The sequence below is a fragment of the Arthrobacter sp. BPSS-3 genome, from assembly GCF_044628475.1.
Lineage (GTDB): Bacteria > Actinomycetota > Actinomycetes > Actinomycetales > Micrococcaceae > Arthrobacter.
Window position 1 is genome coordinate 571964 of sequence record NZ_JBIMMV010000002.1, and the last position, 18991, is coordinate 590954.

The window sequence follows — 18991 nt, forward strand, 5'->3', positions numbered from 1 at the left end:
CCCCTTCAGTACAGCTATTAAGACCATAACGCGAAGAGGGCCAACGCCGGGGAAGACTTCCGAAATACGGACTAGTTCGTGACCTCGGGGCCGTCCACCACGTTGGTGCCGGCGATCGCGTCGCGGGCCGCGCGCCGCAGCTTCTTATCCGACACGGCCCGCTCCCCCACGGCGCCGGGCGTCCAGGCGTTGACGTCTTCGGCGTCGAACTCGGTCTTGGACGGGCGGCGCTTGACGGAGATGCCGGTGACGCCGTCGGCGAGGCGGCGGGTGACCAGCAGGAAGCCGGTGTGGGCCACCATGCGGTGGTCCGGGCGGACGGCCAGGCCCTCGAGGTGCCAGCCGCGGACCATGGATTCCCAGGCGTCGGGTTCGGTGAAGCGGCCGTCGGCGCGGATGGCCTCGGCGGTGCGGGACAGCTGCGTCACGGTGGCGACGTAGTTGATCCAGACGCCCCCGGGCGCCAGGACGGTGCCGACGGCGTCGAGGCATTCCCAGGGCGCCAGCATGTCCAGCACCACGCGGTCCACGGAGCCGGGTTCCTCGGTCTTGACGACCTGTTCCTGGAAGTCGCCCAGGGTGATCTGCCAGGCCGGGTGCGGGCCGCCGAAGATGGTTTCGACGTTGCCGCGGGCGATGTCGGCGAACTCCTCGCGCCGCTCAAAGGAGTGCAGGTAGCCGTTGTCGCCCACCGCGCGGAGCAGCGAGATGGACAGGGCACCGGAGCCGACGCCGGCCTCGACGACGCGGGCGCCGGGGAAAATATCGGCCATGGTGACGATCTGGGCGGCGTCCTTGGGGTAGACGACCGCCGCGCCACGCGGCATGGAGAGGACGAAGTCCGAAAGCAGCGGCCGGAGGGTCTGGTACTGCTGGCCGACGTTGTTGACCACCACCGAGCCGTCCGGCTTGCCAATGATCTCGTCGTGGTTGAGGAAGCCGCGGTGGGTGTGGAACGCGCCGCCGGTCTCCAGGCTGATCGTGTTCATCCGGCCGCGTTCGTCCGTCAGCTGCACCCGCTCGCCCACCCGGAACGGGCCGCGGCGGCGGTTGGCACCGGCCGGGGTCAGCGGGGGGACGTCCCCGTGAGGGGTGGCGTTGGCGGCGGTGTCGCTGCTCATGGGATGTTCCTCGCTCCTGTGACGCTGGGTGGCCGCGGATTCGGCGGCGGCCCGTGGGTTGGCCGGAGATTCACGGCCGGCAGGTAACTCTACCGGTTTCCGGCCCGCTTGGGGGTTTCGGGTGGGTCCGGTGACGGTCAGCCGCGCTGTTTGCCGGTGAGGGTGTTGAGGACGGTCAGCTGGCGCAGCAGGCCGGTGACGCGCCCGGCGTCGTCGATCACCGCGTAGTCCGAGCCTTCCAGTTGCGCGAGGTACGTCAGGAGTTCCGCGCCCCGGTCCGTTCCCTTGACGTAGGCGCCGGCCGTGAGCGGGTAGGCGACCGCCGCCGCCGGCGTCGTGTCGGCGAGCCCGGCGGGTACCTGCGCGGCGGAAGCGGGGTCGACGACGGCGGAGGGACGCCCGTCGGGGCCGTAGAGGACGACGGCGGGGCTGCCGGCGGGCGAGAACCGCAGCACCTCGGCGACGCTGGCGGCGGCGGGTATGCCGATGGCCGGTTCGGCCAGTGCGGCGGCGGCCACGAGCGGGAGCCGGCTGCGGTACCGGGCCTGCTGGATCGAGGCGGTGGCGCCCAGCCAGAGGAAGCTCCCCACCAAGAGCGTGATCAACAGCAGGGAGGTATCCGGCCGGTTGCCGCTGAGCAGGGGAAGCGCCACGAACCAGATGACCAGGGCGGCCACGATGATCCGGCCCGCCCAACCGGCGGCGATGGTGCCCTTCTCGTGGCTGCCGGTGGCCTTCCACACGGCGGATTCCACCAGGCGGCCGCCGTCGAGCGGAAGGCCGGGCAGAACGTTGAAAATGCCGATCAGCAGGTTGGCCCAGACGAAGATGTTCGCCAGGGTGTCCGCGACGCCTGTCAGCTGGCCGCCGGAGACCACCAGCCAGCCGGCGCCGGCCAGGACCAGGTTCGCGACGGGGCCGGCCATGGCAACCAGCACGGACTTCCCGGGCGAGGCGGTGAACTCCTCGAACTGGGTGTGGCCGCCCCAGAGGTTCAGGACGATCTTGCTGGTGGGCCAGCGGTACATCCGGGCGGTCAGGGCATGCGCCAGCTCATGGACCAGCACCGAGATCAGCAGCAGGACGGCGTAAGCGAACGCCACGAGGTAGGCGGTGGCGCCGAGCCGGGGGTTGTTGTGCGCCAGCACGGGACCGTAGGCGATCACGGTAAACGCGGCGATTGCGAACCACGAGTAGGCCAGGATGACGGGGATGCCGGCGATCCGGCCGAGCGGAATGCCGCCGCGCAGGGAGAACGGCTTGTCCTCGGCCGGCTTTTCGGTGCGCTGCCTGCCTGCCGGGGGCCCGGACGGTTCAGTCATTGCGGCCACCGCCGCTGAATGCCGGGGCGGGTGCCGGGGTGGTTTCGTGGCGCAGCGTCACGAGTTCCTGCAGGTCAGCGACGGTGCGGCCGGCCAGGGTGTCCCAAGTGGCGCGGCGCGGGTCCTCCGGCAGCGGAACGATATGCGGGATGGCCACCGTGGTGACGCCGGAGGCGACCGCTGCGGCGACGCCCGGGGCGGAGTCTTCGAGGGCCACGCAGTGGTGCAATCCCAGCTCCGGGTCGGCCTCCTGCAGCAGTTGCACGGCCTTGAGGTAGGCCTCCGGGTGGGGCTTACCCTGGGTGACGGTGTCTCCGGTGACCAGGAACTCGAAGTAGGGCTTGGGCAGGCTGGCCACGATTTCACGCGCGAGCGGCGCCTCGGACATGGTCACGAGTGCGCAGCGGATGCCGGCGGTGTGCAGTTCTTCGAGCAGTTCGCGGGCTCCCGGGCGCCATGGCACCTCCTCGCGGACCAGGCTGACCACATGGCCGGTGAGGGTGTCGATGATCTCGCGGATTTCCAGCCGCACGCCCGCGTCCTGCAGCAGGCCGGCGGAGAACACCAGGGACTGGCCCACCAGCTGCATCGCCTTTTCGTGCGACCACTGGCCGCCGTGTTCCTCGACCAGCGCGTGCTCGGCGGCGATCCAGTACTGCTCGGTGTCCACGATGGTGCCGTCCATGTCCCAGAGAGCGGCTTTGAGCAGGGGCGTGGAGGCTGGCGATCGCATGCCTTCCAGTCTACGGTGCAGTGCTTCAGCGCCGGTTCAGCGCCGGTGTGCCGGCCGCTCCCTGGTGCGGGCCGCTACGCCGAGGGCGAAGACGCCGGACTCAGGGGGCCGGCCTGACTGCATTCGTCCGGAACTTGGACGTAGGGTGAACTCATGAATAGCTTCGACTCGGACACCCCCGAAACGGACGCCCTGCCTGAGCCGGAACGGTTGCTGCAGCCCGTCCCGGAAGGCCAGCGGATCACGGTGATGCTGGCCGCGTTCGAGGGCTGGAACGACGCCGGCGAGGCCGCCAGCGACGCCCTGCGCTACCTAAACAAGCTCTGGGGCGGCAAGAAGGTCGGCACCATCGAGGCGGACGAGTACTACGACTTCCAGTTCACCCGCCCGGTCATCCGGCGGACCGCCTCCGGCGACCGCAAAATCAAGTGGCCTTCCACCCGGATCTTCAAGGCCAGCGTGCCGGGCTCGAACGTGGACGTCATCTTCGTCCAGGGCACCGAGCCGTCCTATAAGTGGCGTGCCTACACCGCCGAACTCCTGGTCCACGCCGAGGCGCTGAACGTCGACTACGTCATCCTGGTGGGGGCCCTGCTGGCGGACGTGCCGCACAGCCGCCCCATCCCGGTCAGCGCCTCGACCGACGACGCCGCCCTGCGGGAGCGGATGGACCTGGAGGCCTCGCAGTACGAGGGCCCGGTGGGTATTGTCGGCGTCCTGTCCGAGGTCGCGCTGCTGGCCGGGCTGCCCACCATCTCCCTCTGGGCCGCCGTGCCGCACTATGTGGCGCAGGCGCCTTCGCCGAAGGCCCAGCTGGCGCTGCTGCACAGGATCGAGGAGCTGCTCCAGCTTCCGCTGGACACACAGGAGCTGGTGGAGGACGCTGACGCGTGGGAGCGCGGCGTGGACGAGCTGGCCACCGAAGATCCCGAGATCGCGGCCTACGTCCGGCAGCTCGAGGAGGCCAAGGACACCGCCGACCTGCCCGAGGCCAGCGGCGAGTCGATCGCCCGGGAGTTCGAGCGGTACCTGAAGCGCCGCGGCAAGGACAAACCGTAGACGCTGCTTAGACTGCAAAGCGCCGGCGACCCAGTCAGAGGGTCGCCGGCGCTTTTGTGTTGTTGGTTGCCTAGAGCTCGATACCGAGCAGGGCGTTGACCGCGTCGGACACCAGGGCGGCGTCGGTGGCCGAGGCCGGGGTGTCTCCGGCGGCCAGGGCGGCACCGGCCCAGGCGTCGACGGCGGCCAGGGCCTCGGGGGCTTTGAGGTCGTCCGAGAGCGCGGCGCGCATCTGTTCGATCAGGGCCTTGGCGGATCCGGAGGGTGCGCACTGGAGCGCCTTGCGCCACGAACCGAGACGGCGCTTGGCTTCATGGAAGCCTTCGTCAGTCCAGGACCAGTCGCTGCGGTAGTGGTGGGCCAGGATGGCCAGGCGGATGGCGGCCGGTTCCTCGCCGGCGGCACGGAGCTTGGAGACGAGCACCAGGTTGCCCTTGGACTTGCTCATCTTCTCGCCGTCGAGGCCCACCATTCCGGCGTGCGCGAAGTGCTTCGCCAGCGGCGTCCCGGTCAGGGAGTAGGCGTGGCCGGCACCCATTTCGTGGTGCGGGAAGACCAGGTCCGAGCCGCCGCCTTGGACGGTGAACGGTGCGGGCAGGTACTTCTGCGCGATGACGGTGCACTCGATGTGCCAGCCGGGGCGGCCCTCCCCCAGCTCGCCGCCAGCCCAGCGGGGCTCGCCGTCGCGGGCCACGCGCCAGAGCAACGGGTCCAGAGCCTGCCGCTTGCCGGCGCGGCCCGGGTCGCCGCCACGCTCGGCGAAGAGTTCGAGCATCTCGGCGTCGGAGAGGTGCGACACGCAGCCAAGGGTCCAGGCGTCGGTGTCCTCGGCGGAGTGCTTGCCAGCGGCTTCGACGTCGTAGTAGACATCGCCGTCGGGCTCGCCGTCCGTGCCGGCAACCCGGTACGCCAGGCCGCGCTCAAGCAGGGTTTCGATGGCGGGGACGATCAGTGGGATGGCCTCGACCGCGCCGATGTAGTCATCCGGGGCGAGGACGTTGAGGGCTTCCATGTCCGTCTGGAAGAGCTCGATCTGGCTGGCGGCGAGGTCGCGCCAGTCGACGCCGGTCGCCGTCGCGCGCTCCAGCAGGGGGTCGTCGACGTCGGTGACGTTCTGGACGTAGGCGACCCTCTGGCCGCCGTCGCGCCAGGCCCGGTTGAGCAGGTCAAAGGCGACGTAGCTGGCAGCGTGCCCCATGTGGGTGGCGTCGTAGGGCGTGATGCCGCAGACGTACATGGACTGCTCCCCCGCCGCGCCGAGGGTCACGGGGCCGTCCTGGGCGGTGTCGAAGAGACGCACGGCGGGCATGGCGCCCGGCAGTTGGGGAACGGGGCGGGAGGTCCAGGATTTCACAGACCAAGCCTAGTGCTAGGCGCTGATGACATTGAAACCGAGCAGTAGGTACAGTGCCAGGCCCAGGAGGATGCGGTACCAGACGAAGAGCCGGTAGCTGCGGGTGGAAACGTACTTGAGGAACCAGCCGATGATGACGTAGCCCACCACGAACGCGATCACGGTGGCCAGGCCCGTTTCGGGGAGGCCGTAGGGGCCGCTGAGGCCTTCCTTGGTGAGCACCTTGTAGAGCTGGTAGAGGCCGCTGCCGAAGACGGCGGGGATGGCCAGGAGGAAGGAGTAGCGGGCGGCGGCCTCGCGGGTGTAGCCCATAAAGAGGCCCGCGGTGATGGTGCCGCCGGAGCGGGACACGCCCGGGATGAGCGCGAGGGCCTGGGCGAACCCGTAGAGGATGCCGTGCTTGTAGGTGAGCCGGCTGAGGTCGCGCTCCTGCCGGCCGGTGGCGTCGGCGACAGCGAGGATCATACCGAAGACGATCAGCATGGTCGCGACGATCCAGAGGCTGCGCAGCACGGATTCGATCTGGTCCTGGAAGAGCAGGCCGAGGACGATGATGGGGAGGCTGCCGAGGATGACCAGCCAGCCCATCCGCGCGTCGGGGTCCTGGCGGGAGACCTTGCCGGTGAGCGAGCCAAACCACGCCTTCACGATCCGGACGATGTCGCGCCAGAAGTAGACGATCACGGCCGTCTCGGTGCCCAGCTGCGTGATGGCGGTAAAGGCGGCTCCGGGGTCCGAGGCGTCCGGAAGGAACTCCCCGACGATCCGAAGGTGGGCGCTTGAGGAAATCGGGAGGAACTCTGTCAGTCCCTGCACAAGGCCCAGAAAGGCCGCTTCTATCCAGTTCACGTTTATAGACCCTACCGGTACGGCCGGCCGAAGCACCGTAAGCTTGCAGGCATGCAGCAGCGTTATGTCGGCAACAGTGGGTTGCGTGTCTCGTCCCTGTCCCTTGGCACCATGTCCTGGGCCGGTGAGACCGATGAGCAGGATGCCGCTGCCCTGCTCCATACCTTTGTCGATGCCGGCGGCACCCTGATCGACACCGCGGCCTCCTACGCCGGCGGCCGGGCCGAGGCGATGCTCGGCAGCATGCTCAACGACGTCGTGGCGCGCAGCGAGGTGGTCATCTCCACCAAGGCGGGGCTGACGACGTCGGGCGCACGCCACAGCGTGGACACCTCACGCAACGCCCTCCTCTCCAGCCTCGATGCCTCCCTGGCCCGGCTGGGCACCGACTATGTGGACCTGTGGTTCGCGCAGGCCTGGGATCCGAACGTCCCGCTGGACGAGACCCTGGCGGCGCTGGAGTACGCGGTCCGCTCCGGCCGGGTGCGCTACGCCGGCGTCTCCAACTACTCCGGCTGGCAGACCGCCAAGGCCGCGGCGGTGGCCGGGTTCCCGCTGGTGGCCAGCCAGGCCGAGTATTCGCTGCTGCAGCGCAAGGCCGAGGCCGAGCTGATTCCCGCGGTTGAGGACGCCGGCCTGGGCCTGATGGCGTGGGCTCCCCTCGGACGCGGTGTCCTGACCGGAAAGTACCGCGGCCACATCCCGGCCGACTCCCGCGCCGCCCAGTCGAAGCTGGCGGCGTACGTGGAGCCATATCTTGAGGGAAGCTCTTCCAGCGTGGTCGAGGCGGTTGCCATGGCGGCGAAGGGCCTGGGCCGCAGCATCCTGGACGTCTCCCTGAGCTGGCTGTTGTCCCAGCACGGCGTGGCGACCGCGGTGGTGGGCGCGCGCACCCCGGTGCAGTTGAAGGAAATCCTCGATGCCACGCTCGCACCCCTGCCGCCGGAGATCGCAGTGGCCCTCGAGGACGTCTCCAGCCCGGCGTAGGGCTTTTCGGGCCGGTAATGCCGTGCCCTCGCCACTTCTGCGTGTCCCGACGCGTCCTCTATAACGCCGCTCTCGCTCTAAAAGCAACTGCTCCCGCGGCAAGCCCTCCCACAGAAACCGCGCTGCGGGACTCCTCGCCCGGCCGCCTGCTGCGTCTCGCCCGCTCGTGGTTCCATCCGCGCATCTGGACTTCTGCCCCGATCATGCGCATGTTCACCGCGTGAAGTAGTGGTTTTGTCGGGGTTTTTGGTGGGGGTCGAGGTGGGGTGGCGGGATGTACCAGGGGGTCCCGTTGCGGGTTTGAATTGTCCATTGTTCTTTGTGGATCAGGTGATGGTGGTGTGAGCAGAGCAGGACACCGTTGTCGGTACTGGTTGGGCCGCCGTGGGACCAGTAGTTGATGTGGTGGGCTTCGCACCAGGGTGCTGGGATGGTGCAGCCGGGGAAGGTGCAGCCTTTGTCGCGGGCGGTGATGGCCTTGCGGATGTGGGGCGGGAAGATTCTGCTGGTCCTCCCGATGTCCAGGACCCGGCCCTCGCTGCCGAGGAGGACGGGAATGATGTCCGCGTCGCACGCGATCTTCCGGATGGTGGCGGCGGTGACGGGTCCGGTGAAGGCCAGCGACCCGGTCCCGGCCAGACCCAGAGGCCCGGAAGCTGCCACCCCTTCAACGGCTGTTTGATCCCCGATGCCGGAGTCGGTGGTGAGGCGGGTGAGGAGGTCGCGGTAGTCGATGGTGACCATGACCTGAGGGCGGAGGCCGCCCGCGGCGGGGAGCCCACCGGTGGCGAGGGCGGCCTTGCAAGCGCCGATCAGGCCGTCGAGCAACCGCTGGGGCCGGGTCCGGAGGTCCAGCCGCTCGTCGGGTACGCCGGGTTCGGCGGCGAAAGGATCCCCGGCCCCGGACGGCGTCCCTGCAACCTGACTGGTTCCGGTGCGGGGGTTGGTGGCGGTGTTCATGACCGTGAGGAGCTGTTCGAACTGGTCGGTGGTGGCGAAGATTTCCAGGTGCTGGAGTCCGTGCCGGGGTCGGCGGATGAACGCGCCCTGTAACTGGCGGAGGAGCTCCTCGGAGGGCTCGGCACCGTCCTGGTCGAGGCCGTCGATCCAGCGGCGGGCGACCCGGGTCAGGAAGTCCGGGTCGTGAACCGCCGCGACCGTGGTGAGGGCTTCTTCCATCCGGGCCAAGGTGGCAGGGTCGGGCAGGAGCCGGACCCGGTCCAGTGCCTGGGTGATGATGGTCGCGGACCGGGATGGAACCTCCCCTTCCGCGAATGCCGCGGCCACTTCCCCGTGAACGGCCGGGATCGGCTGGCCGGACAACCCAACCCGGGGCAGGACTTCCTGCGCCAGGCAGACCCGGCGGTGGGCTTCGGCGGCGCTGATCCGTAGGCGGTCTCGCAGGAAGTCCGTGGTCCGCCGGTACCCGTCACCCTCCGGCCCGGGCTTTGAGCGATCACAAGCATCGGCCGCGGCGGCCTGGGTTCGCGTCCGGTCGACCGCGCCCGCCGCAACAACCTGCAGGAACTCCACCGCCCGGGCGAGTTCCTTCACGTCCCCGGCGAAAGCCGCAGCCTCAGTGAAACCCAGGACACCGGCGTCGTCGACCGCAGACGTGCAGACCTCCCGCAGCGAGGCGGCGATATCCCCCAACGCAATACCGCCGCACCCGCCAGCGACCGGCCGGTAAGCCGGAAGAAGCGAAACTGCCGAGGGAGTTCCCACGCACTAACTATGCCAAGGGGGTCTGACATTATGGGCCGCTGACCGCGCAAGGGGGGCGGAACCGGCGCAACCGGCTAAATGAGCTGAGGGGCTCCCCTAGTCCTGGAGGAGCTCGAGGTCTTCCTCGTCGTCGACGGCCTCACGCTCGTCGTCGTCATCTTCGTCATCGTCCTCGTCGAGGACCTCCAACGGTGTGACTTCGCCGTACGCTTCGTAGAGGGAGTCGTCGTAGACTTCAAAAGCATCGGCAACGGCAAAAAACGCTGCCTCCACCGCCGGATCACCGTCGCTGCGCTTCGACGCTGCGGCGGCCAGATGCTCCTCCAAAGCGGAAGTGAGTGACTGAAGCGCGACACGCGGATCGATGCTCATGACTTCACGTTAGCCCGAAAAAGACGAAAATGGAGAGCGATGAGGGAACATTTTCTGAACAGCTCGGTCCGTCGGGAACGGGACTACGCGCGGCAGTACGAATACCTCGTACTGACGGTCAGCCCTGAGGATTCCCTGCCCGAGGCGCGCCGCCTGCTGGCCGCCCACTCCGAATACGGCAAGTGGGAATTGGAGCGCAGCGTCCTCTACGTCGGCGGGAGCCGGCGCTTCTGGCTCCGCCGCAAGGTCATCCAGGTCCAGCGGACCGTCTAGACCCCAACAGACCGCTAAGCGGCCCCCAAGGAACCTGCTACCCCTCCACCGGTCCCAGCCACGAGTTCGCCACCGTGTTGTGGGCCGACTCGTCGTCGGACGGGTGGAACATCCCGGCCAGCACGTCCCGGTAGAGCCGTTCCAGCTCCGAGCCGCGGAAGTAGCTGGACCCGCCCGAAACGCGGATCGCCAGGTCCACTACCGTGCGGGAGGTCTCCGTGGCGCGCACCTTGACGCCCACCAGCTTGGGGAACCACTGGCCGCCGTGGTCCGCGAGGGCGTCGACGTCGGCCGCCACCGCGGCGAGGTAGGGGTAGAGGGCGTCCATGGCCATCGCCGCCTCCGCGACCTTCCAACGGATGTCCGGGTCCTGGGCGTAGCTGCGGCCGCCGTTCTTGTACGAGGTGCGCCGCTTGACCGCCTCCACGCCCAGCTGCAGCGCGCGCTCCCCCAGGCCGGTGTACACGGCCGCGAGGAGCGTCTCAAAACAGGCGAAAATGGCGAAAATCAGCGGGTCCGCATTGGGTCCCACCGGCAGCTTCCGGAGAATCCGCTCCCGCGGCACCACCGCGCCCTCGAGCAGCGTGGTGTTGGACTGGCTGGCGCGCATTCCGAGCGTGTCCCAGTCGGAGAGGATCCGGTAGCCGGGCGTATCCCGGTGGATGAAACCATGCACCAGTTCGCCCTCGCCGTCCCGGGCCGAGGCGTCCTTGCCGAAGATCCCCAGCCGGGTCCAGGCCGGCGAGAGGCTTGTGAAGATCTTCCGCCCGGTGAAGGCGTAGCCGCCATCGCGCTGAGGGGCGGCCTCGGTGCGGGAGTCGAAGAGCACGGAGTCGTTGCCGGCCTCCGAGTTCCCGAACGCGAAGATCTCCCCCTGCGCCGCCTCCTTCAGGATGAAGTCCAGGGAGGAATCCCCGCGGGCGGCCAGGACGTGGGCGACGCCGGTCCACACCAGGTGCATGTTGATCGCCAGGGCGGTCGCCGGTGCCGCCGTCGCGAGCCGCCGCTGCAGTTGCGCTGCCCCCGACAGCCCGAGTCCCAGCCCGCCGTCGGACGCCGGCACGAAGATCTTGAGGTACCCGGCGTCGGCAAGGTCCTGCAGGTCTTCGGTGAAAAAGGCGTTGTCGCGGTCGTAGCCGGCCGCCCGGGCGCGGATCCTTTCCAGCAGCGCGTCGGGGAGGATGTCTTCGGGTCTCATGGCGTGCAGTGGCCTTCTGTCGGGGCGGCGGTGGCGTCTAGTAGTTGGTCAGCAGGGTGTTCAGCACTCGCGCGCCGAATTTCAGCGAATCGGCCGGCACGCGCTCGTCGACGCCGTGGAACATGCCGGTGAAGTCCAGCTCGTCCGGCAGCATCAGCGGCGCGAAGCCGTAGCCGGTGATCCCCAGCCGGCTCAGCGACTTGTTGTCCGTGCCGCCGGAGAGCGTGTACGGCAGCACCTTCGCGCCCGGGTCCTCGGAGTGCAGCGCATCGATCATGGAATCCACCAGGTTCCCGGCGAACGGGACCTCCAGGGAGACGTCGTTGTGGACGTAGCTGACGTCGACGCCGGTGCCGGCAAGTTCGCGGACGATCTCGAGGACCTGGTCCTGCTGGCCGGGCAGCGTGCGGCAGTCCACCAGGGCCTCCGCCGACTCGGGGATGACGTTGTGCTTGTAGCCGCCCTTGAGCAGGGTGGGGTTGGTGGTGTTCTGCAGCGTCGCGCCGACGAAACGGGCCACGGTGCCGAGTTCCTTGAGGATCTTGTCCGGATCGTCGGGATCGAATTCGACGCCGGTGAGCTCGGTGACGCCGTCGAGGAACTGGCGGGTGGTGGGCGTCAGCTCAATCGGCCAGCGGTATTCGCCGATCCGGGTGACGGCGGCGGCCAGCCGGGTAACGGCGTTGTCCGTGTTGATCTGCGAGCCGTGGCCCGCGCGTCCGTGGGCCAGGAGGCGCAGCCAGGAGATGCCCTTCTCGGCGGTCTGCAGCAGGTAGGTGCGCTGCCCGCCGATGGTGGCAGAGAAACCGCCCACCTCGGAGATCGCCTCGGTGGCGCCCTCGAAGAGTTCGGGGCGGTTGTCGACGGCGTAGCGGGCGCCGTACGCGCCGCCGGCCTCCTCGTCGGCGAAGAACGCGAAGATGATGTCGCGCTTGGGTTTGCGGCCGGTGCGGGCAAAGTCTCGAAGGACCGAGAGGATCATGGCGTCCATGTCCTTCATGTCCACGGCGCCGCGGCCCCAGATCAGGCCATCCTTGAGCTCGGCACCGAACGGGTCCACGGACCACTGCTCGCGCAGGGCGGGCACGACGTCGAGGTGGCCGTGCACCACCAGGGCGGACGCGGAGGGATCCTCGCCGGCCATGCGGGTGACGACATTGGCGCGGCCCGGGGCGGACTCGAAGATCTCGGCTTCCAGCCCTACCTCGGAGATGAGGCCGGCGGTGTATTCGGCCGCGGCCCGCTCCCCCGGACCGGATCCGTCACCGTAGTTCGAGGTGTCGATCCGGATCAGCTCCTGGCAGATCCGGACGACTTCATCTTCGGGCCGAATGTTCGTCATCTCGCTCCTCGTGGCAGTGGCTCAGTGCTCCGTTCAGCCTACCCACAAGCCCCGATTATTTGTTTTCCGAATCCCCGTGCTAGAGTCTTTCTCGCTGCTTCCGAGAAAAGCAAAACGCCGAGAGGCGGAAATTTTCCCGGAAATACCACCTGCGCGGGTGGCGGAATGGCAGACGCGCTAGCTTGAGGTGCTAGTCCTCGAAAGGGGGTGGGGGTTCAAGTCCCCCTCCGCGCACAAAGGGAAATGCCCCGGAATTCACTGCGAATTCCGGGGCATTTCTTTGTTTAACACGGCGGCAAACATGAGAGCCCGGTGCAACGACAGTGTCAGGGCATGGAAAAGGCCGCGCACCCTCGCGTGCGCGGCCTTCGGGCCAATGGGCCACGGTCCACAGGCGCCCAGAACCCCCTAGACCCCCAGCAGCCCCGCTGCGTCCTGCCCTGACAGCGCTGCCAGCACGCGGGGCCGCAGGCCGGGCCACTCCTCGGTCAGCAGCGACAGGATGACGAAGTCGCGCCACAGCCCCTCAAGGTTGCGGGAGGACCGGCGTCGGGTGCCCTCGGCCGTGAAACCGAAGCGCACCAGGGAGGAGAGGGACCGCTGGTTGCGGGCGTCGACGTCGCACTCGATCCGCCCGGCACCGCAGGAGAACAGCCAGTCCAGCAGCGTGATCTTCACCTCGTGGTTAACCTTGGCGCCCCACAGCTGCGGGTCCAGCACGGTCCGGCCGATCTTGACGCACTCGGTGCCGCCGTCGTAAGAGGTGATCCCCGTGGTGCCGACGAACCGGGACTGGCCTTCCGGCAGCTTCTGATACACCGAGAAGATCTGCAGTCCGGAGAACCGGCGCTCCACGAAGGCCGTCAGTTCGGCATCCCCCAGTGGCCGTGCTTCGCTGTCGCTGAAGCCCTGTGACCAGATCACCTCCTGGCCGAGGAGCCGGGCCAGGGGCTCGATGTCCAGCGCGGTAAACGGTGCAAGGACGAACCTGCCCGTGACTGTTTCCAGGCTCGGCAGAGTGTCGGGGATGAGCAGCGCCATTGCGGCCTTTCTCGTGCGCGGTGAAGCGACGGGGAGGGTGGTGTCTAAGGCCGTTTTTATGTGCAGAATTGCGGCGGCAAGAGAAATTATCACCCCGGTGGCACCGTACGCAACGACACGCTGGCGGACCCTCCGGCGGCCGCTTCAGGTGGCCCCGTGAGCCTCGCCGAGCAGCTCGTGCAGGCCCGCGGCGCTGCGCGCCAGGCTGAGGCCCGGAGTGGCGGCGATCAACGGCAGCAGGAGCCGGTTTTCCTTGTCCAGGTGCAACGAGAAGACGCGCTGCAGGGCACCGGCGACGACGGCGGCCGCCACGCCGTGGGCGGCCCTCAGCTCCTCCAGCAGGCCGACGATCACCCGATGCTCCGCGAGCATCCCGTCGACCAGCAGCGTCCCCTCCGGCAGCGCGGCCGCCCCCGCGTACAGTGCATCCTCCTCTGCGAGCGCGTGCGGGAGGAGCTCGTCCTCACACCATTCGACCAGGACGGCATGTGCCTCGTGCTCCCCTACCGTGTCCCCGGAAGCCACCGCATGGATGAGAGCCTCCGTAAGCTTCTCCAGGCGCCGGTGCATCCCGGCGTTATGGGCGGTGACGGCAGCGAGGGCCGCGTCGTCGTCGGTGGTCATGGCATCTCCCTCTCCGGTAGGACGATCCGGGACGGTGCGCCCACTGTAGGTCCGGCGCCCGCGCGCAGGACAGGACCGTTGGGCCCGTGTTTGGGTTGTTCCCGGCCCGCCGCGCTAGCGTTACTGCCTATGGTTGACCTAGAACTTTTCCGGCGCCTCCTGACCGAGGAGCGGGACCGGAAACTGGCTTTACTCCCGGCACTGCGCCGGGACATCAGCTCCGTCAACGCGGCCCGGCAGGATGCGAACGTCGACGACGAGCACGACCCCGAGGGTTCGACCATCGCCTTCGAGCTCTCCCAGGCTTCGGCCCTCATGGCGCAGAGCCGCGACAGCCTCGCCCAGATCGAGGCCGCGCTGCTGCGGATGGACGAGGGCCGCTACGGCATCTGCGAAGTCTGCGGCGCCCCCATCGCCGAGGGCCGGCTCGAGGCCCGGCCGTGGACTCCGTACTGCATCACCCATTCCTCCGGAAAGGCCTAGCCCCTTCATGCACCCGACAGCCGCCGCTGCCGCCCCCTTACTGAACCCTCAGTTGAACCTCACGGCAGCCGACGCCGCCGGGACCTGGTGGGACCGCATCATCGCCGGGTTCGGCCACGCCCCCTCCCCCGTCGTGACCGCCACCGAACTGTGGCTGGTGATCGGCGTCGCCGTCGCCGTCTCCATCCCCCGGGCCAGCTGGCGTTACTTCGGCCTGCTGGCGACCGTCACCCACGAACTCGGCCACGCGTTCGCCGCGTTGACGACCGGGCAGCGGCTCGGCGGCATCCGCTTGAGCCTGGATCACTCCGGCACCACCACCAGCTACAGCCGCCGGCCGCTCGCCGCCGTGTGGTCCACGTTCTGGGGCTACCCCGTCCCCGCTGTGGTGGGTGCCGCCATGGTGTGCTGCGGGTTCACCGGCTGGGGTCCGGCCGCTATGTCGGTGGGGACCTTGATCCTGATTGCTTCCTTCCTCTTCCTCCGCAACGGGATTGGCATCCTGATCACCGCGGTGGCCGTCCTGGCCGCGGTGTTGCTGGTGCTCTTCGTTCCCCCGTCCTTCATTGGCCACGTGATGATCGGGCTGGGGCTGGCCCTGCTGGTCGCCTCAGTCCGGGACCTCGGCAAGCTTGCCGCTGTCCACACCCGGCACCGCAGCCGGCTCTCGACGTCGGACGCGTACCTGTTGGCGCGGGCCACCCGCATCCCGGCGCCCGTGTGGCTGGTGCTGTTCGCGGTGGTCGTTGCGGCGGCGTGGTGGGCCGCCTGGCAGCCCATGGGTCCGGTGCTGGCGGCGCTGCCCGGCTAGGCTGCCGGAACGCGGTGCTCCCGGGCTTAGGCTGGGGGCATGAGCGAAGACACGACGACGGACCAGGCCTTCAGCACGAAGGGCGCCTATGTCACCGGAGGGGCAGAGTTCACCCGGGACACCAACTACATCGAGGACCGGATTACCCGTGACGGTGCCCCCGGCGCCAACGGCGAACCGGGCTGGCCGGTGGAGGCGGGCCGCTACCGGCTGATCGCCGCCCGGGCGTGCCCTTGGGCGAACCGCACGGTCATCGTCCGCCGCCTCCTGGGGCTCGAGGACGTCATCTCCCTGGGCCAGCCCGGACCCACCCACGACTCCCGCTCCTGGACCTTCGACCTGGACCCGGACGGCAAGGACCCGGTGCTCGGCATCGAACGGATCCAGGACGCCTACTTCCGCCGCTTCCCGGACTACCCGCGCGGCATCACCGTCCCCGCGATCGTGGACATTCCGAGCGGCGGGGTGGTCACGAACAACTTCCCGCAGATCACCCTGGACTTCTCCACCGAGTGGACCGAGTTCCACCGCGACGGCGCTCCGGACCTCTACCCGGAAGCCCTCCGGGAGGAGATCGACGCAGTAAACAAGCGCGTCTTCACCGAGGTCAACAACGGCGTCTACCGCTGCGGGTTCGCCGGCTCCCAGGAGGCCTACGACGCCGCCTACGACCGGCTCTGGACCGCCCTGGACTGGCTCGAGGAGCGCCTTACGGGCCAGCGCTACCTGGTGGGAGACACCATCACCGAGGCGGATGTCCGACTCTTCACCACGCTGGCCCGCTTCGACGCCGTCTACCACGGCCACTTCAAGTGCAACCGGCAGAAGCTGAGCGAGATGCCGGCCCTGTGGGGCTACGCCCGCGACCTCTTCCAGACCCCCGGGTTCGGCGACACCACGGACTTCGTCCAGATCAAGCAGCACTACTACATCGTCCACGAGGACATCAACCCCACCGGAATCGTGCCGAAGGGGCCGGACACTTCCGTCTGGCTGACCCCGCACGGCCGAGAGGCCCTGGGCGGCCTCCCGTTCGGCAACGGCACGCCACCGGGACCCGTCAAGGCCGGCGAAGAGGTCGCCCCGGGCCACGGCGCGGCCTGACCGTGGCGGAACAACACCCCGGTTTCCCTTCACCCACCGCGGCCCCATCCGGTAACCCGTCAGCTAACGCCTCGACATCCGGCTTTTCCGCTTCCACTGGCCACGCCGCGCCGGAGTTCGCGGCCGTCCGGGAGCTCTTCGACACGTTCCTGGCCGAAGATCCCGCCTACAGCGCCCAGCTGGCCGTCTACCGGCACGGCACCAGGGTCCTCGGGCTAAGCGGCGGCCCGGGACTGGCCGCGGACAGCATCACCGGCACCTACTCGTGCTCCAAGGGCGCGGGCGCCCTTGTCATCGCCCTGCTGGTCCAGGACGGCGTCCTGGACCTGGACGCACCGATGGTCAGCTACTGGCCGGACTTCGGGGCGCACGGCAAAGACACGCTCACCGTCCGCCAGGCCCTCTCGCACCAGGCCGGGGTCCCGGGAATCCGCGGCGGCCTGACGCTGGCCGATTTCCCGACGGCGGAAGGCGGGCGCCGGCTCGCCGCCGAGGCGCCGCTCTGGCGTCCCGGGACGGCCTTCGGCTACCACGCCCTCACCATCGGGATCCTGATGGAGGAACTCTGCCGCCGCGTGACGGGGACCAGCCTGCAGGAACTCTTCGACGAACGGATCCGGCGGCCCCACGGCGTGGACTTCTTCCTGGGCCTTCCCGAGGACCAGGAACCCCGCTACGTGGACGTCCCCTATGACGAAGAGCCGCCGGCGGACCCGTTCAGTTTGGAGGGGATCACCAGCAACGCGCCGGTGAGCACCATCTTGGAGCTTCCCAACCACCGCACCATCCGCGCCGGCGGCATGAGCAGCGCCGGTGGCGTGGGCTCCGCGGACGGGCTGGCCCGCCTCTACGCCGCGGCGCTCACCGGCGTCGACGGCGGCCCGGCCTTCCTCACCCCCGCCACGGTCGGCATCATGGCAGAGGAACAGGTGTGGGGACTGGACCGCTGCTCGGCACAAAGCAACGCGTTCGCCGTCGTCTTCATGAAACCGCAGCCGGACCGCGACTTCGGCAGCGCCCTCGCGTTAGGGCACGAGGGCGCCAACGCAGCCCTCGGCTACGCGGACCCGGCATACGGGATCGGCTTCGGCTATGTCCCGCACCGCGCCGAGGAGGGCCGCACCAACGGCAGGGCACAGCGGTTGTCCGCGGCGATCCGGAAGGCCTGCGCCTCCGCCGACGTGTAAGGCCGCCGACCTGGAATCCCAGGGTGGAGCCCGCCCCGGCGCCGGCGGTTCCGGCCGCGACGACGATTAGTCCAGTTGTCGCAGGCCGCCCCGGACCCTAGGGTGGGCCGGATGGCTAGTGACGAGAATACCGACGGCGCGAGCCACCCCTCCCGGTTCGACAAGGCGCTTCGCGCGGTGCGGGCCAGCGTGTCCGCGGCCCTGCTGTGGCCGCGGCTGCAGCTGGCCATCAAGGCGGCGTTGGCCGCGGGTATCGCCTTCGCCATCGCACCGTTCATGCCCGGCTCCGCCGCGGACTACCCGTACTACGCTCCGCTGGGCGCCCTCGTGGCCATGTATGAGAACGTGTCGGGTTCGATGCGCCAGGGGGTGCAGACCCTCGTGGGCCTGGCGATCGGCATTGGCCTGGCCTTCATGCTTTTCAGCCTCGGCCAGCCGTCCCCGTTCACCGTTGCCCTGGTGATGGGCCTTGGCGTGGTCCTGGCCGGCCTGCCGAAGATCGGTTCGGGCAGCGACTGGATTCCGACGGCGGCGCTGCTCGTGCTGCTGGTGGGCGGCCACAACCCGGACAGCTTCTCCTTCGGCTACCTGGTCCAAATGGGCGTCGGCGTGACCGTGGGGATCGTGGTGAACCTGCTGGTCTTCCCGCCCCTGCACTTCAAGGCCGCCGCCCTGAGCCTCGCCGAACTGCGGCTGGCCCTGGCCCGGCAGCTGTGGGACATGGCGACGGCGCTGGAGGAGAACTGGCCGCCCGAACACGAGGACTGGGCCCGCCGCTCCGATGCGCTCGCCGCCCACACCCGCTCCGTCCGCGCCGCGGTGCAGAAGGCGGACGCGAGCCGGCGCGCCAATCCGCGGCGCCGGCTGCACCCCCGCGACGTGGACGCGGACTACCGCGACCTGCGTGACCTCGAACGGCTGACGTTCCACATCCAGGACGTCACCCAGGTCCTCTCCGACGTCATCTGGGCCAGCGACCACCCGTTCGTGATCCCGTCCGGCCAGGAAGCACCGCTCGCCGCCGCCATGGCCCGCGTGGGCGACGTCCTCCGGTCCACGGAAGAGGAGGACTCCGAACGGCAGGCCGAGCGCATCGCCGAGGCCAACGCCGCCGTAGACACGCTGACGCAACAGGTCTCCGACGGCGACCACACCCCCGGGGCCCCGAACGCCGTCGAGTCCGTTCTGCTCAGCCTGCACCGCATGCTGCGGGTAGTGAAGTCCTCCGCCCGGGACTAAGAGCCCGGGAGCCCTTAACGAACGACGGCGGCCGCCCCCACCGGCGGTTTCTAGTGGTCGTTGCAACACTGCTGGTGGCTAGGTAGCTAGTAGTAAATCACGCAGACGCTCGGCCGGGGTATCCCAGCCGAGCGTTTTGCGTGGGCGGCCGTTGAGTTCCTGGGCGA

At 69.0% G+C, this 18991-nt stretch carries 19 protein-coding genes and 1 tRNA gene; 9 read left to right on the forward strand and 11 right to left on the reverse strand.

All coding sequences use genetic code 11. The annotated features are described in order from the left end of the window. Window positions 1–71: 71 nt before the first annotated feature. The 3 genes from ACFVY3_RS05710 to ACFVY3_RS05720 form a co-directional block, all read right to left on the reverse strand. Complete coding sequence (locus ACFVY3_RS05710; RefSeq protein WP_400159037.1) at window positions 72–1121, reverse strand: tRNA (adenine-N1)-methyltransferase; 1050 nt, start codon at window positions 1119–1121, stop codon at window positions 72–74. Window positions 1122–1258: 137 nt separating this feature from the next. Next, a complete protein-coding gene (locus ACFVY3_RS05715) occupies window positions 1259–2443 on the reverse strand; it encodes a site-2 protease family protein (protein ID WP_400159038.1) in 1185 nt (394 codons plus the stop codon). Next, window positions 2436–3176, reverse strand: coding sequence for an HAD family hydrolase (locus ACFVY3_RS05720; RefSeq protein WP_400159039.1), 741 nt, complete (start codon window positions 3174–3176; stop codon window positions 2436–2438). The genes ACFVY3_RS05715 and ACFVY3_RS05720 overlap by 8 nt, the downstream gene beginning before the upstream one ends. Window positions 3177–3329: 153 nt before the next feature. Here ACFVY3_RS05720 and ACFVY3_RS05725 point away from each other — a divergent pair, with 153 nt between their 5' ends. Continuing rightward, window positions 3330–4235, forward strand: a complete 906-nt coding sequence (locus ACFVY3_RS05725) for a PAC2 family protein (RefSeq protein ID WP_377970525.1) — start codon at window positions 3330–3332, stop codon at window positions 4233–4235. Window positions 4236–4305: 70 nt separating this feature from the next. Here the strand turns inward: ACFVY3_RS05725 and mshC are convergent, their stop codons facing one another. Further along, window positions 4306–5589: a cysteine--1-D-myo-inosityl 2-amino-2-deoxy-alpha-D-glucopyranoside ligase gene (gene mshC / locus ACFVY3_RS05730; protein ID WP_400159040.1), complete on the reverse strand. Its 1284-nt coding sequence runs from the start codon at window positions 5587–5589 to the stop codon at window positions 4306–4308. 15 nt (window positions 5590–5604) lie between these two features. Continuing rightward, on the reverse strand, window positions 5605–6438 hold the full coding sequence (locus ACFVY3_RS05735) for an undecaprenyl-diphosphate phosphatase (RefSeq protein WP_290257850.1): 834 nt from the start codon (window positions 6436–6438) through the stop codon (window positions 5605–5607). A 51-nt stretch (window positions 6439–6489) separates the two neighbouring features. Here ACFVY3_RS05735 and ACFVY3_RS05740 point away from each other — a divergent pair, with 51 nt between their 5' ends. Then, complete coding sequence (locus tag ACFVY3_RS05740) at window positions 6490–7425, forward strand: aldo/keto reductase (protein WP_400159041.1); 936 nt, start codon at window positions 6490–6492, stop codon at window positions 7423–7425. 213 nt (window positions 7426–7638) lie between these two features. Here ACFVY3_RS05740 and ACFVY3_RS05745 read toward each other — a convergent pair whose 3' ends face one another. Further along, window positions 7639–9078, reverse strand: coding sequence for a DUF222 domain-containing protein (locus ACFVY3_RS05745; RefSeq protein ID WP_400159042.1), 1440 nt, complete (start codon window positions 9076–9078; stop codon window positions 7639–7641). A 168-nt stretch (window positions 9079–9246) separates the two neighbouring features. Beyond that, window positions 9247–9522, reverse strand: a complete 276-nt coding sequence (locus ACFVY3_RS05750; RefSeq protein WP_290257853.1) for a hypothetical protein — start codon at window positions 9520–9522, stop codon at window positions 9247–9249. Window positions 9523–9561: 39 nt separating this feature from the next. Between ACFVY3_RS05750 and ACFVY3_RS05755 the strand changes: the two genes are divergently transcribed. After that, on the forward strand, window positions 9562–9795 hold the full coding sequence (locus ACFVY3_RS05755; protein ID WP_290257854.1) for a DUF5703 family protein: 234 nt from the start codon (window positions 9562–9564) through the stop codon (window positions 9793–9795). A 37-nt stretch (window positions 9796–9832) separates the two neighbouring features. Here the strand turns inward: ACFVY3_RS05755 and ACFVY3_RS05760 are convergent, their stop codons facing one another. Continuing rightward, window positions 9833–10993, reverse strand: a complete 1161-nt coding sequence (locus ACFVY3_RS05760; protein ID WP_400159043.1) for an acyl-CoA dehydrogenase family protein — start codon at window positions 10991–10993, stop codon at window positions 9833–9835. Window positions 10994–11030: 37 nt separating this feature from the next. Further along, the gene (locus ACFVY3_RS05765; RefSeq protein ID WP_400159044.1) at window positions 11031–12335 is read right to left on the reverse strand and encodes a M20/M25/M40 family metallo-hydrolase; all 1305 of its coding nucleotides are present in this window, start codon (window positions 12333–12335) and stop codon (window positions 11031–11033) included. Between the two features lie 151 nt (window positions 12336–12486). Between ACFVY3_RS05765 and ACFVY3_RS05770 the strand changes: the two genes are divergently transcribed. Then, window positions 12487–12569: transfer RNA gene (locus ACFVY3_RS05770), tRNA-Leu, on the forward strand. Between the two features lie 174 nt (window positions 12570–12743). Here ACFVY3_RS05770 and ACFVY3_RS05775 read toward each other — a convergent pair. Further along, window positions 12744–13376 carry a GNAT family N-acetyltransferase gene (locus tag ACFVY3_RS05775; protein ID WP_400159045.1) on the reverse strand — a complete coding sequence of 211 codons (633 nt, stop codon included), beginning with the start codon at window positions 13374–13376 and terminating at the stop codon, window positions 12744–12746. Window positions 13377–13520: 144 nt separating this feature from the next. Next, complete coding sequence (locus ACFVY3_RS05780) at window positions 13521–14000, reverse strand: hemerythrin domain-containing protein (protein WP_400159046.1); 480 nt, start codon at window positions 13998–14000, stop codon at window positions 13521–13523. Between the two features lie 129 nt (window positions 14001–14129). On the opposite strand from ACFVY3_RS05780, the gene ACFVY3_RS05785 reads away from it, so the two are divergent. The 5 genes from ACFVY3_RS05785 (at window position 14130) to ACFVY3_RS05805 (ending at window position 18824) form a co-directional block, all read left to right on the forward strand. Further along, a complete protein-coding gene (locus ACFVY3_RS05785; protein WP_400159047.1) occupies window positions 14130–14483 on the forward strand; it encodes a TraR/DksA family transcriptional regulator in 354 nt (117 codons plus the stop codon). 7 nt (window positions 14484–14490) lie between these two features. Further along, window positions 14491–15294: a M50 family metallopeptidase gene (locus ACFVY3_RS05790; RefSeq protein ID WP_400159048.1), complete on the forward strand. Its 804-nt coding sequence runs from the start codon at window positions 14491–14493 to the stop codon at window positions 15292–15294. A 39-nt stretch (window positions 15295–15333) separates the two neighbouring features. Further along, complete coding sequence (locus ACFVY3_RS05795; protein WP_400159049.1) at window positions 15334–16398, forward strand: glutathione S-transferase family protein; 1065 nt, start codon at window positions 15334–15336, stop codon at window positions 16396–16398. 2 nt (window positions 16399–16400) lie between these two features. Then, a complete protein-coding gene (locus tag ACFVY3_RS05800) occupies window positions 16401–17585 on the forward strand; it encodes a serine hydrolase domain-containing protein (protein WP_400159050.1) in 1185 nt (394 codons plus the stop codon). 111 nt (window positions 17586–17696) lie between these two features. Further along, window positions 17697–18824 carry an aromatic acid exporter family protein gene (locus tag ACFVY3_RS05805; protein WP_400159051.1) on the forward strand — a complete coding sequence of 376 codons (1128 nt, stop codon included), beginning with the start codon at window positions 17697–17699 and terminating at the stop codon, window positions 18822–18824. The last annotated feature ends 167 nt before the right edge of the window (window positions 18825–18991 follow it).